The organism is Sulfitobacter sp. CW3, assembly GCF_019392245.1.
GTDB lineage: Bacteria > Pseudomonadota > Alphaproteobacteria > Rhodobacterales > Rhodobacteraceae > Sulfitobacter.
Genome location: NZ_JAHXRL010000002.1, coordinates 43,150 through 56,762, shown reverse-complemented (window position 1 = coordinate 56,762; position 13,613 = coordinate 43,150). Strand labels below are relative to the sequence as shown.

General features: G+C 59.0%; 9 protein-coding genes. 4 read left to right on the top strand and 5 right to left on the bottom strand.

Annotated elements, in window-relative coordinates; all coding sequences use genetic code 11:
* Positions 1-46: 46 nt before the first annotated feature.
* Genes KZZ06_RS03695 through xdhA form a run of 4 tightly spaced genes read right to left on the bottom strand, consistent with a single transcriptional unit; the run spans position 47 to position 6,013 of the window.
* Positions 47-1,567 carry an ABC transporter ATP-binding protein gene (locus KZZ06_RS03695; RefSeq protein ID WP_219578706.1) on the bottom strand — a complete coding sequence of 507 codons (1,521 nt, stop codon included), beginning with the start codon at positions 1,565-1,567 and terminating at the stop codon, positions 47-49.
* On the bottom strand, positions 1,564-2,328 hold the full coding sequence (gene xdhC, locus KZZ06_RS03690) for a xanthine dehydrogenase accessory protein XdhC (protein WP_219578705.1): 765 nt from the start codon (positions 2,326-2,328) through the stop codon (positions 1,564-1,566). Before xdhC ends, KZZ06_RS03695 begins: the two co-directional genes overlap by 4 nt.
* The gene (gene xdhB / locus KZZ06_RS03685; RefSeq protein ID WP_219578704.1) at positions 2,325-4,610 is read right to left on the bottom strand and encodes a xanthine dehydrogenase molybdopterin binding subunit; all 2,286 of its coding nucleotides are present in this window, start codon (positions 4,608-4,610) and stop codon (positions 2,325-2,327) included. Before xdhB ends, xdhC begins: the two co-directional genes overlap by 4 nt.
* Entirely contained in the window at positions 4,607-6,013 is a 1,407-nt protein-coding gene (xdhA, locus tag KZZ06_RS03680) for a xanthine dehydrogenase small subunit (RefSeq protein WP_219578703.1), read from the bottom strand. Before xdhA ends, xdhB begins: the two co-directional genes overlap by 4 nt.
* Positions 6,014-6,233: 220 nt before the next feature.
* Between xdhA and dnaE the strand changes: the two genes are divergently transcribed.
* The gene (gene dnaE / locus KZZ06_RS03675) at positions 6,234-9,767 is read left to right on the top strand and encodes a DNA polymerase III subunit alpha (protein ID WP_219578702.1); all 3,534 of its coding nucleotides are present in this window, start codon (positions 6,234-6,236) and stop codon (positions 9,765-9,767) included.
* 34 nt (positions 9,768-9,801) lie between these two features.
* On the opposite strand, the gene KZZ06_RS03670 is transcribed toward dnaE, so the two are convergent.
* Positions 9,802-9,996, bottom strand: coding sequence for a SlyX family protein (locus tag KZZ06_RS03670; RefSeq protein WP_219578701.1), 195 nt, complete (start codon positions 9,994-9,996; stop codon positions 9,802-9,804).
* A gap of 213 nt (positions 9,997-10,209) precedes the next feature.
* Here KZZ06_RS03670 and hisS point away from each other — a divergent pair, with 213 nt between their 5' ends.
* Genes hisS through hisG form a run of 3 tightly spaced genes read left to right on the top strand, consistent with a single transcriptional unit; the run spans position 10,210 to position 13,483 of the window.
* A complete protein-coding gene (gene hisS, locus KZZ06_RS03665) occupies positions 10,210-11,718 on the top strand; it encodes a histidine--tRNA ligase (RefSeq protein ID WP_219578700.1) in 1,509 nt (502 codons plus the stop codon).
* The gene (locus KZZ06_RS03660; RefSeq protein WP_219578699.1) at positions 11,718-12,797 is read left to right on the top strand and encodes an ATP phosphoribosyltransferase regulatory subunit; all 1,080 of its coding nucleotides are present in this window, start codon (positions 11,718-11,720) and stop codon (positions 12,795-12,797) included. Before hisS ends, KZZ06_RS03660 begins: the two co-directional genes overlap by 1 nt.
* Positions 12,794-13,483 (top strand): ATP phosphoribosyltransferase, encoded by a 690-nt coding sequence (gene hisG, locus KZZ06_RS03655; RefSeq protein ID WP_219578698.1) that lies wholly within the window; start codon positions 12,794-12,796, stop codon positions 13,481-13,483. The genes KZZ06_RS03660 and hisG overlap by 4 nt, the downstream gene beginning before the upstream one ends.
* The last annotated feature ends 130 nt before the right edge of the window (positions 13,484-13,613 follow it).

Sequence of the window (13,613 nt, the reverse complement as noted above, 5' to 3'; positions counted from 1 at the left end):
ATATCCCACGGGGGCGTGGGGGTGTGAAACCCCCACATGCGTCATATCAAACATGTGCGACCTCCATCCCATGGGCACCGCCCATCATCAACCCGATCTCGTCCACCGTCAGACCCTGCGCGGGGCGCGGCTCTGACAGGCGGCCTTCGTTCAGGGCGGCAAACCGGTCCGAGATTTCCATCAACTCGTCCAGATCCTGACTGATCACAATGACAGCGGCACCATTTTCGGCCAGATCCAGCAACGCCTGCCGGATCGATGCCGCTGCCGACGCATCAACACCCCATGTGGGCTGGTTCACGACCAACACTTCGGGCCGCTGCAATACCTCGCGCCCGATGACGAATTTTTGCAGGTTCCCGCCTGATAATGAACGCGCTGCGTTACCGGGGCCGGGGGTTCGTACATCAAATTCCTTGATAATCCGTTCTGCAAACCGCGTCGCGGCGGGCCAGTTCAACATGCCGCGACGCTCCAGCTTCTCGCGCACGGCCCCTGTCAGCATCGCGTTCTCTGTCAGCGTCATATCGGGGGCGGCAGCGTGACCCAGCCGTTCTTCGGGGGCGGCAAGAATGCCAAGACCGCGCCGTGCGATAGGGCTAAGCTGGCCAATGTCATAGCCCTTGAAAAAGACCATACCCGGTTGAGACAGATTTTCGCCGGACAGTGCGGCCAGCAATTCGTCCTGGCCATTGCCCGCAACACCGCCGATGCCCAATACCTCTCCGGCGCGGACCTGAACCGAAATGTCGCGCAGTGGCATCCCAAAGGCGGATGGCGACTTTGCATTCAACCCCCGCAAATCCAGCAACACATCCCCCGGCGTCTTGCCCGTACGCAACGGCGTTTTCAGGATGCTGCCCACCATCATTTCGGCCATGTCACGTGCGGATGTTTCGGATGGCGTGCAATGGCCGACCACCTTGCCCAGCCGCAAAATCGTGGCGCTGTCGCACAGGCTGCGGATCTCTTCGAGCTTGTGCGAGATATACAAAATCGCGGTCCCCTCAGCGCTAAGCTTGCGCAGGGTTTTGAACAGAATTTCGACTTCTTGCGGGGTCAGAACGGATGTGGGTTCGTCCATGATCAACAGCTTGGGGTCTTGCAAAAGGCAGCGGATAATTTCGACCCGCTGACGTTCGCCAGCAGAAAGATCGCCGACAATGCGGTCGGGGGATAACGGCAGGCCATAGGCTTCGGACACGTCGCGGATTTGCTTGCTCAGGGTACCCAGCTTGGGCGCGTCTTCCATGCCGAGCGCGATGTTTTCCGCAACACTTAGCGCATCAAACAGCGAAAAATGTTGAAAGACCATGCCAACGCCGGCTGCCCGTGCGGCGCGGGGTTCATTGGGGTGGAATGGGGTACCGTGCATCTGCATCGTGCCGCTGTCAGGCTTGACCAGACCATAGATCATTTTGACCAGCGTCGATTTTCCGGCCCCGTTTTCCCCTAGCAGCGCATGAACTTCACCGGGGGCGATTGTCAGCGACACGTCATCGTTGGCAACCACACCGGGATAGGCCTTGGTCAGGCCGGAAAGCGCAAGAAGGGGGGGATTGTTCATAGAAATTCCTTGGTTTTCACTTGGTCAAGAAGCCTGCTCAGGCACCCGTTTGCAATAGCGTCAGGGGTTTTGCCAAGGGATTTATAACCGATGGGGCAGATGATTGGCGCAGGATCAAGGCCCGCCGAGCGCAGCCTTTTGCGAAAACGGGCCCATTTCGTGTCTGAACCGATCAAGCCGATGCTTGCGGCGGTCCGGTCCAGCAAAGCCGCGCACAACGCCAGATCGATGTCATGGGAATAGGTAAAGATCAGATGGTGGGCGGACAGCGGTGCATGTTTTGCGATGCGCGGCATATCGGCGGCTGGCAGCACGGTTACATCAGGGGAAATATCAGCGGGAAATCGGTCAAATTCCGTATCGACCCACGTGATGTTAAATGCGTCTTTCGGGCTATTGCGTACAACCGCACGCCCGACATGACCCGCCCCCCACAGCCACAGATCAAGCGGCGCGTGGTCTGAGATAGTCAGCTTTGGCGGCATCATGATCGGATCGGTTTGGCGTTGGCGGTCAGTGAAATCCAACGTGACAGACCCGCCGCAGCATTGCCCAAGGCTGGGGCCCAGCGGGATTTTGAGCGTATGCGCCTTGCGCCCTTGGTTAAGCATTTCGCGGGCCGCCAGAATGGCCTGATGTTCCAAGGCACCGCCGCCGATGGTGCCTGCGATGCTTTTTGCCGTCACCTTCATCGCGGTGCCCGCATCACGCGGAGTCGAACCGCGCGTCGCGGTGATTTCTACGTATATTGCGTCGCTCATGCGCGGGCCTTGAGTGTGGCAGTCAGCACTGCCTCGGCGGTCGCTGGTGTTTGTAAATCAGCGTAACTCGCCCCGCAGGCGCGGGTCGCATCCGACAGTGCCATAAACGCAGAAATACCCAGCATCAGGGGCGGTTCGCCCACGGCTTTGGACCGGTACACCGTTTGTGCAGGGTTGGGCTGGTCCCAAAGGGCAACATTGAAGACATCAGGCCGGTCCGAAATGGCCGGTATTTTATAGGTCGACGGCGCGTGTGTTTTGAGCGTGCCTTGATCGTCCCAGACCAGTTCTTCGGTGGTCAGCCATCCGGCACCTTGGACGTATCCGCCTTCGATCTGTCCGATATCAAGCGCGGGGTTCAAGGATGCGCCAGCGTCATGCAGAATATCGGCCCGCAGAATACGGTTTTCGCCAGTCAGTGTGTCGATCACGACCTCGGTCACGGCGGCACCATAGGCAAAGTAAAAGAACGGGCTGCCGCGCCCCGTGATGCGATCCCATTCGATGTCTGGTGTCTTGTAAAACCCGGTTGAGGACAGGGACACGCGCGCCAGATATGCCGACATGACGGCGTCGGAAAAGGTGAATTTCTTGCTGCCGATTGTCACCATGCCGTCTGCAAATGTCACAGCTTCGGGCGTGACGCCGTGTGTTTGTGCAAGGTGTTCGGCGATGCGGTCGCGGATCGTGTCACAGGCTGCTTGCACCGCCATGCCGTTCAGATCAGTGCCCGAAGACGCCGCCGTGGCCGAGGTGTTGGGCACCTTGCCAGTATCGGTCGCGGTGATTTTGACCGCGCTGATGTCGACGCCAAAGCGGCTGGCGGCGACTTGGGCGATTTTTTGGAACAGCCCTTGGCCCATTTCGGTGCCACCGTGGTTCAGGTGGATGGAGCCGTCGTTATAGACATGCACCAATGCCCCGGCCTGATTGAGATGCGTCAGCGTGAATGAAATGCCGAACTTGACCGGAGTCAGCGCGATGCCGCGTTTTAGGACGGGCTGGCTGGCGTTCCACGCATCGATGGCTAGACGGCGCGCGACGTAATCTGATGAAGCGACCAGCCGGTCGGTCAGCGCATTGATGATCCCGTCTTTCACCGGCTGGTGATAAGGGGTGGTTTGCACCTGATCGTTTGGCGCGTCGGCGTAATAATTCGCGCGGCGCACGGCCAGCGGGTCGGCATCCAGATGATGGGCGATGTGATCCATCACCCGTTCAATGCCAACGATCCCTTGCGGGCCGCCAAAACCGCGAAATGCGGTCGCACTTTGCGTGTTGGTGCGTAAACGGTGCGAGGTGATGCGGATATTATCCAGATGATAGGCGTTATCCGCGTGCAGCATCGCGCGGTCGGCGACGGGCAATGATAAATCCATCCCCCAGCCGCAGCGGGTGAAATGGGTGAAATCCAGCGCGGTAATCTTGCCCTTGGTATCAAAACCGACGGTATAATCGATCCGGAAATCATGGCGCTTGCCGGTGATGATCATGTCGTCATCCCGGTCATAGCGCATTTTGCAGGGCCGTCCGGTTTTGGCTGCTGCAACGGCGCAGGCAATCGCCAGCGCGTTGCCCTGACTTTCCTTGCCGCCAAACCCGCCACCCATGCGACGCGTCTCTACCCGGACGGCATGCATCGGCACGCCAAGGGCTTCGGCAACTTTGTGCTGGATTTCGGTGGGGTGCTGGGTCGAGGAATGGACGACCATGTCGTCGTTGTCTTGGGGCAGGGCAAGGGCGGCCTGGCCTTCGAGGTAGAAGTGTTCCTGACCGCCGATGTTGATGGACCCCGAAAGGGTTTGGGAGGCTTGTTGCAAGGCGGCTGTCGCGTCGCCTTTTTGATAAATGCGCGGGCCGTCCTCGAAGCGGCTATTGGCGGCGAGGGCCTGTTCGATGGTCAAAATGGGATCGGTTCGGTCGATGTCGATTTGCCCAAGCTGCGCCGCATGACGGGCGGCCAGATGGCTGGTGGCAACCACCATGAACAATGGCTGACCCGCGTAATGCACAGCATCCGTTGCCAGCAAAGGTTCATCATGGTTCGACGGGGACACATCATTGGCAAAGGCCAAATCATCCGCAGTATACACCGCAACCACGCCCGGCGCGGCGCGCACGGCGCTTAAATCCATCGAAATCAAACGGCCCGCGGCCGGTTTACTAAGGCCAAAAGCGATATGGAGCGCGTTTGCGGGGGTTGGGATATCATCCACATAGCGGGCAGCACCCGTCACATGGAGTTTCGCGGCATCGTGGGGCAGGGGGTTGGCGACGCTCATGCGGACACCGCCTGCACGTCAGTGTCGACGCCCTGAGCTTCGAAGAAATACCGCAGCAGCATGTTTTGGGCGGTTTGTAAGCGATAGCTGGCAGAGGCGCGCATGTCTGACAGCGGCTGGAAATCTTCTGCGATGTTCTGCATAGCTGTTCGGAAAGTTGCTTGGGTAAAGGCTTGGTTTGTGAGTGCCGCTTCGGTCTGGGCCGCCCGTTTCGGGGTGCCTGCCATACCGCCAAACGCAATACGTGCATCGGTGATGGTGTCGCGCTCGCGGGTTAGATTGATGCAGCCACACACGGCCGAAATGTCTTGGTCAAAACGTTTGCTGAGTTTGTAGCAACGCAGCGTGTCGGGTTGCTTGGGGATCGTGATCGCCTCGACAAATTCGCCGGGCGCGCGGTCTTGTTTGCCGTAGGTGATAAAGAAGTCTTCGAGCGGGAGGCTGCGGCGGCTGTCGCCGTGGCGCAGATGTAGTGTGGCCGCCATTGCGATCAGCGCGGGCGACCCGTCCCCGATGGGGGAGCCGTTCGCGATATTGCCGCCGATGGTGGCGGCATTGCGCACCTGGGTGGAACCGTAACGACGCAGCATTGTGGCAAGGCTGGGATGGTGGGGCGCGAAGTGGGATTCCAGTTCTGTGATCGTGGTCATCGCGCCAATGTGCCAGTGATCGCCTGCGTCGGTGATGCCACGCAGATCGGTGAGCTGGTTCAGAAAAGCCGATGCGCCCAGATCGCGGAACTGTTTGGTGACCCAAAGGCCGACATCTGTGGCTCCTGCGATCAGCGTCGCATCGGGGTTGGCGGCGTACCAGTGGGCCAGTTCATCGGTGGTGGTGGGCTGGATATGTTGAGGGGGCTGTCTGCCCCCATCCGGCTGCGCCGGACCCCCCGAGGATTTTTGTCCATTTGGAAGTTGAAGGGTCTTGAGGTGCTGAGGGACGGGCTGGTTTTCGGCGGCTTGTGCAGCGCGGACGATCGGGGCGTAGCCGGTGCAGCGGCACAGATTTCCGGCCAGTTGCGTGTCGTGGTCCGTGGCACCGTTCAGGTGGGCGGTGGCCATCGTCACGGCAAAGCCGGGCGTGCAAAAGCCGCATTGGCTGCCGTGGTGGTCGATCATCGTTTGTTGCACAGGGTGCAATGTGCCGTCGGGCGCGCTGAGGCCTTCGACGGTTGTGACGGATTTCCCGTTGATTTGGGGCAGGAACAGGATGCAGCCGTTCAGGGCGCGGTGGCCAGATTGATCGCTGATCATCACGCTGCAGGCACCGCAATCGCCCTCGTTGCAGCCTTCTTTGGTGCCGGTCAGGTGTTTGGTTTCGCGCAGCCAGTCAAGCAGGGTTGTCGTCGGAGATATGCCGGTCAGCGACACGACTTCTCCGTTGAGGAGAAAAGTGATGTCCATAGGTTTGTTCCGCCGCGGTACCGGAGCCCAAGTGATGCGCGGGGTTCGATGCGACGTAGAACGCGGCGCGGGCAAATGCTGATCGAAGCTATGCGCTGGGGTAGGGTATTGGCAAGGGTTTTCGGGTTTCGGGCCGGTTTTGATCGGGTCACGCCGAAATTATGGGCGTGACGTGACAGCGGGTATGGCGGCTTGGGGTTTGGTCGCTTAAGCTTGGAGGATGGCAAACACACCCCGATTCATTCACCTGCGCACCCATTCGGAATATTCGTTGCTGGAAGGCGCGTTGCGGCTGAAAAAGCTGCCTGATCTGTGTAAATCGGCGGACATGCCTGCGATGGCGTTGACCGACACCAACAACATGTTTGCGGCGCTGGAATTTTCGGTCGCCATGTCAGGCGCGGGTATCCAGCCTATCATCGGGTGTCAGGTCGATCTGGCTTATGTGACTGCGCAGCCGGGGGAAAAGCCCCGCGAACCCGCCCCTGTTGTGCTGCTGGCGCAGTCAGAGGTCGGCTATGAAAATCTGATGAAGCTGAACTCTTGTCTGTATATCGACAAGGGCGGCGCGTTGCCCGAGGTGACGTTAGACGAGCTGGAGCAATATAGCGCCGGGATCATCTGTCTGACCGGGGGCGCGGGCGGCCCTGTGGGGCAGTTGTTGCAAACCGGGCAGCGGCCTGCGGCTGAGACGTTGATGAAACGCTTGCACGGGGCTTTCGGTGATAGATTATACGTCGAGTTGCAACGCCATCCGGACGAGAACGGCCAGCCCGAGGCCGAGCGGCTGACCGAACGCGGCTTTGTCGAGATGGCCTATGCGATGGGCATCCCCTTGGTGGCCACCAATGACGTTTATTTTCCGAAAACAACGATGTACGAGGCGCATGATGCGCTGATTTGTATTGCCGACGGGGCCTATGTCGATCAGCAACAGGACCGCCGCCGCCTGACCGCACAGCATTATTTCAAGTCGCAATCGGAGATGGTGACGCTGTTTGCCGATCTGCCAGAGGCGATTGAGAACACCGTCGAGATCGCCAAGCGCTGCGCCTTTATGGCCTACCGCCGTGATCCGATCCTGCCGAAATTTGCCGATAACGAGATTGAAGAGCTGAAGCGTCAGGCACACGAAGGCCTGAAGGACCGGCTTAAGGTTATTCCCCATGCGACCAGCGTTGAGGAATATGAAAAACGGCTGGATTTCGAGCTGGGCATTATTGAGGGCATGGGTTTCCCCGGCTATTTTCTGATCGTTGCGGATTTTATCAAATGGGCCAAGGATCAGAATATTCCGGTCGGGCCGGGGCGTGGGTCTGGTGCGGGGTCACTGGTGGCCTATGCGCTGACGATCACCGACCTTGACCCGCTGCGCTATCAACTGCTGTTTGAGCGGTTCCTGAACCCTGAACGTGTGTCGATGCCCGACTTTGACATCGACTTTTGCATGGATCGCCGCGAAGAGGTGATCCAATATGTGCAGCGCAAATACGGGCGCGACAAGGTGGGGCAGATCATCACCTTTGGTGCGCTGCTGTCCAAGGCGGCGGTGCGTGACATCGGGCGCGTTTTGCAGATGCCCTATGGTCAGGTGGACCGTCTTTCCAAGATGATCCCCGTTGAGGGCGTGAAACCCGTCAGCATCGAAAAAGCATTGGCCGACGAGCCGCGCCTGCGCGAAGAAGCCCGCAACGAAGAGGTCGTAGCGCGGTTGCTGGATTATGGTCAGCAGGTCGAGGGGCTGTTGCGCAACGCATCAACCCACGCGGCGGGTGTTGTGATTGGCGACAGGCCGCTGGACGCGCTGGTACCGCTTTATCAGGATCCGCGGTCGGATATGCCCGCGACGCAGTTCAACATGAAATGGGTGGAACAGGCCGGTCTGGTCAAGTTCGACTTTTTGGGTCTGAAAACCCTGACCGTCATCCAGAACGCCGTGGACCAGATCAAGGCATCGGGTCGCCATCTGCATATTGCGGCTGACGGGACCGAACTGTTTGAACCGCCAGAAGGGTTGATCGACGATATTGCTACCGTCCCGCTGGATGATGAAGCATCGTATAAATTATACGCCAGCGCCAAGACGGTTGCTGTGTTCCAGGTGGAATCCAGCGGCATGATGGATGCCCTCAAGCGGATGAAACCGACCTGTATTGAGGACATTGTGGCCCTTGTGGCGTTGTACCGCCCCGGCCCGATGGAAAACATCCCGACCTATTGCGAGGTGAAAAACGGCCTCAAAGAACGCGAATCCGTGCATCCGTCGATTGACCATATCTTGGAAGAAACCCAAGGTATTATTGTTTACCAAGAACAGGTTATGCAGATCGCGCAGGTCATGGCGGGCTATAGCCTTGGTGGTGCTGACCTGTTGCGCCGTGCGATGGGTAAAAAGATCGCCGAAGAAATGGCCAAGGAACGCCCCAAGTTCGAAAAGGGTGCGATGGCCAATGGCGTGGACAAGAAAAAAGCGTCGGAAGTTTTCGACCTTTTGGAAAAATTCGCCAACTACGGTTTCAACAAATCCCACGCGGCGGCCTATGCCGTGGTCAGCTATCAAACGGCGTGGCTAAAGGCGAACCATCCGGTTGAATTTATGGCCGGTGTGATGAACTGCGATATCCACCTGACCGACAAGCTGGCGGTGTATTTCGAGGAAGTCCGCAAACGGCTGGAACTGCCGTGGGTGCCGCCTTGCGTGAACCGCTCTGATGCGACGTTCAAGGTGGTCGACGGTGCATTGGTCTATGCGCTTGGTGCGTTGAAAAACGTGGGCGTCGAGGCCATGAAACTGATCACCGAAGGCCGCAAGGTCGAAGGTATCGACAAACCTTTTGCAACATTGTTTGATTTGGCACGCCGCGTTGATCTGAAGCGTGTGGGCAAGCGGCCGTTGGAAATGCTGGCGCGCTCGGGCGCGTTTGACCAGCTGGACAACAACCGCCGCCGGGTCTGGAATGCGCTGGACGGGTTGGTAAACTACTCCGCCGCGATCCACGAACAAAAGGCCAGCAATCAGGTATCGCTGTTTGGCGAGGCGGGCGATGACCTGCCCGAGCCACGCATTCTGCCCTGCGATGACTGGGAAGCCGCGGAACGCCTGACCGAAGAATTCAAGGCCGTCGGTTTCTATCTGTCCGGTCACCCGCTGGACGATTACATGGGGCCGTTGAAACGCAAATCGGCGGGCGGCGGTGTACCGTTCCTGACCTTGGATGAACTGACTGAAAAGGTGTCTGTCAAAGGTGCGATGAACGCACGGCTGGCCGGGATTGTCGCAGGGCGGCAAGAACGCAAATCCGCCCGTGGCAACCGCTTTGCCTTTGCGCAGTTGTCTGACCCGACTGGTGCCTATGAGGTCACGCTGTTCTCGGATACGCTGGAACTGGCGCGTGATCACCTTGAGACCGGATCAAAGGTTGTGGTGATGGTCGAGGCGACCATGGAAAGTGACCAGTTGAAATTGCTCGGCAGGTCAGTTGCGCCGATCGACTCGGTCGTGGCGGATGCAGGCAACATGGGCTTGCGGATTTTTGTGGACGAGGCTGTCGCCATTCAAGCTGTCGCCGAGGTATTGGCCGGTGCGCGAACGGCTGCGAAATCCGCAGGAAAAGGGCCGATCCAGCTTTGCCTGATGGATCCGACGCTGCCGGGAGAAGTCGAAGTGGACCTATGCGCGGAATATCCGGTCACGCCCAAGATCAAAGGCGCGATCCGGTCGCTCAGCGGTGTCTTGGAAGTCGAGGAAATCTAGCAAGCGGATTGCCGGCGACATTACTCCGGTGCCATTAGTAATGCGGCGGGCGCTCGTTTCCGATCACGACACCTTCGTTGCCAGCTGCTTCGCGTTCGCCTTCGCGCTGCATCAACATGTGGACGCGGCGGGTGAGCGTTGCGATTTCGGTTTCTTGGCGGGCGACGACATCTGACAGATCATCGACGCTGCGGATAAGATGAGCCATTTGTTCTTCAAGCTTGTCCATGTTCTGATCCTTACTATGCGTGTGATCCGCAGATAGGCGAGGGCGACACCCTTGGCAACCGGCAGGGGGCTGTCTGCCCCCTGACCCCCGAGGATATTTTCAAGCCAGAGAAGGACCGGGTGCGGAAAGGCGAAAGGCGCGTGGTTTGCTTGCTCTTGTCGGGGGGGTGGGGTAGATGCGAAGCGCAAAGTTCAGCCCGCAGGATGTGATCCCATGGCCAAGCCAAAGAAGACCCCCCGCCCCAAGGCAGAAACGCCAAAAGGCTTTCGCGACTATTTCGGTGCCGAAGTAACGCAGCGCGCCGAGATGCTGCGCAAGATTGCCGGGGTTTATCATCGCTACGGGTTTGACGCGCTGGAGAGTTCAGGCGTCGAGACGGTTGAGGCCTTGGGCAAGTTTTTGCCCGATGTGGACCGCCCCAATGAGGGTGTTTTTGCGTGGCAGGAAGATGCGGATGCGGACAAGCCCGGCGACTGGTTGGCGTTGCGCTATGATCTGACTGCGCCGCTTGCGCGGGTCTATGCGCAGCACCGCAATGATTTGCCGACACCCTATCGTCGCTATGCGATGGGCCCGGTGTGGCGCAACGAAAAGCCCGGACCGGGGCGGTTTCGTCAGTTTTATCAATGTGATGCGGATACGGTTGGCGCGCCTTCGGTGGCGGCAGATGCCGAGATTTGTGCGATGTTGGCTGACTGCCTTGAGGAAGTCGGGATCGAGCGGGGCGATTACATCGTGCGTGTGAATAACCGCAAGGTGTTGAATGGCGTGATGGAAGTGGCAGGCGTGCTTGATCCGTCAGACCCCGACAAGTTTGCATCCGAGCGTGGGATCGTTTTGCGCGCGATCGACAAGCTCGACCGGCTGGGGCTGGACGGCGTGCGCGCATTGCTCGGCTCGGGGCGCAAAGACGATAGTGGTGATTTTACTGACGGTGCTGGTCTGACGGACACTCAGGCCGACGTGGTCATGGGCTTTATGCAAGCGAAGCGTGACACTGGTGCGGAAACCGTGGCGCGGCTGCGTGATCTGGTTGAGGGATCAGCCGTTGGCCTGCAAGGTGTCGAAGAGCTGGAGACCATTGCTGATCTGATGGCGGCGGGTGGCTATGGCCCCGACCGGGTCGAGATTGACCCATCCGTGGTGCGCGGTCTTGGCTATTACACCGGCCCTGTGTTCGAAGCCGAGCTGACGTTTGAAATTAAAGACGACAAAGGCCGCGTGCGGAACTTTGGCTCTGTTGCGGGGGGCGGGCGCTATGACGATCTGGTCAAACGCTTTACCGGCCAAGAAGTGCCTGCGACCGGCGTATCGATTGGCGTGGACCGCCTGCTGGCGGCGCTGCATGCAAAGGGGCGGTTGACCAGTGACACCGTTGGGCCCGTTGTCGTCACCGTAATGGATAAGGCGCGCATGGCGGACTATCAGGCGATGGTGGCCGAACTGCGTCAGGCGGGTATCCGCGCCGAGGTGTATCTGGGCAACCCCAAGAACTTTGGCAACCAGCTGAAATATGCAGATCGTCGGGGCAGCCCTGTGGCGGTTATTGCTGGCGGTGACGAGTTCGACAGCGGGATGATCCAGATCAAGGATCTGATCCTTGGTGCCAAAATCGCTGAAAACGCGACGCTTGAGGAATGGAAAGACCGGCCGAGCCAATATGAAGTGCCGCGCGCCGATCTGGTCGCAAAGGTGCGTGAAATACTGGAGCTGGACCGCTAATGCCAACCCGTTCAGAGACGCTTGCCAAGGCGGCACAGTTGCGCGCCATGTTCGAGGCGCAGGGGGCAATCGTCGTGGAACCGCCGATCTTGCAACCTGCTGAAACTTTGCTGGATTTGTACGGTGAAGACATCCGGGCGCGGGCCTATGTGACATCGGACGCACTGCGTGGCGAACAGATGCTGCGGCCTGATTATACGGTGCCCGTTGTCCAGATGCATATGACGCATGGGGCAGACCCGGCGCGCTATACCTATGCTGGCGAAGTTTTCCGGCGGCAGGAACATGATCCCGAACGGGCCAATGAATTTATCCAAGTCGGCTACGAAGTGTTTGATCGGGCCGATCCGGCGGCAGCCGATGCCGAAGTGTTTGCACGGATATCCGAAGCGCTGAACGGCCTGCCGGTGAAACCCGTCACAGGCGACATCGGTATATTGATGGCGGCGGTCAAAGGGTTGGACACAACGGAGCGCCGCAAGGCCGCGTTGATGCGACACATCTGGCGACCCAGACGGTTCCGCAGCTTGCTGGAACGGTTCGCAGGCAGTACGCCGGTGCCGGCCACTCGGGCTGCGTTGCTGGCCGGGGCGGTACAAAACGACGCCCCGATGATTGGTTTGCGCAGCCCTCAAGAGATCGAGGCACGGATTGATGCGCTGCGCGAAGATGCCCAGGCACCTGCCCTGTCGGCAGAGCAAGTCGCACTGATTGCAGCGCTGTTAGATGTGCGTGAAGTGATGCCCAACGCGCTGAGCCGTTTGCATGACATAGCGGTTGATTTGCCCGCGATTGGTGATGCCGTGGATTTGGCCGCCGCGCGCGCAGATGCGTTGGCCGCCCGCGGTATCGATACCGATCAACTGGCGTTCGAGGCAAGCTATGGGCGCGCGTCGATGGAATATTATGACGGGTTTGTTTTTGGTTTCCGCGTGGAAACACGGCCTGATTGGCCTGCCATCGCCAGCGGTGGCCGCTATGATGCGCTGACAAAACGGCTGGGGCAGGGGGATGAAATCCCTGCTGTCGGTGGGGTGATGCGCCCGGGCCTGATGCTGGAACTGGAGGCCGCGCAATGACGATCAAACTTGGTGTGCCCTCCAAAGGCCGGTTGATGGAGAAAACATTCGAATGGTTCGCTGCGCGGGGCATCACCTTGCAGCGTACGGGATCGGATCGCGAATATGCAGCAGCGGTTGGCGGCATCGACGGTGTGTCGCTTATGCTGTTGTCGGCCGGGGAAATCCCGCGCGAGCTGGCCGCAGGACGCATACATCTTGGCGTCACCGGGACTGATTTGATCGAGGAAAAGCTGGCGCTGTGGGATCAATTGGTGGCTCCGGTTGAGGAACTTGCCTTTGGACACGCCGATTTGATTGTCGCTGTGCCTGCTGCATGGCGCGATGTGGATACGTTGGATGATCTCGATGCGGCAGCCGCAGCGTTTCGCGCGCAACACGGGTTCCGCCTGCGGATTGCAACCAAATACCACCGACTTGTGCGCGAGTTCCTGCGTGGTGCAGGGGTAGCGGATTATGCGCTGGTTGATAGTCAGGGTGCGACGGAAGGCACCGTGAAAAACGAAACCGCAGAAGCGATCGCCGACATCACATCAAGCGGGGAAACCTTGCGGGCGAACCATCTGAAAATTCTGTCGGACGGTCTGATCCTGAAATCGCAAGCGACGCTTTGGCGCAGCCGCACGGCAGATATGGATGATGATGAACGCCGGACCCTTGCGGCATTACTGAAAAAGCTTGCTTAGTCCAAAGGCCGCGCTGACGCGCGATTACATTATTTATTTTGCCTCCGGCGGGAGTTTGGGGGCAAAATGAAATACGAACCTGCTGCTGTTTTCATTTTGCAAAATAAACTCAAATCCTAACCTCGCCGCA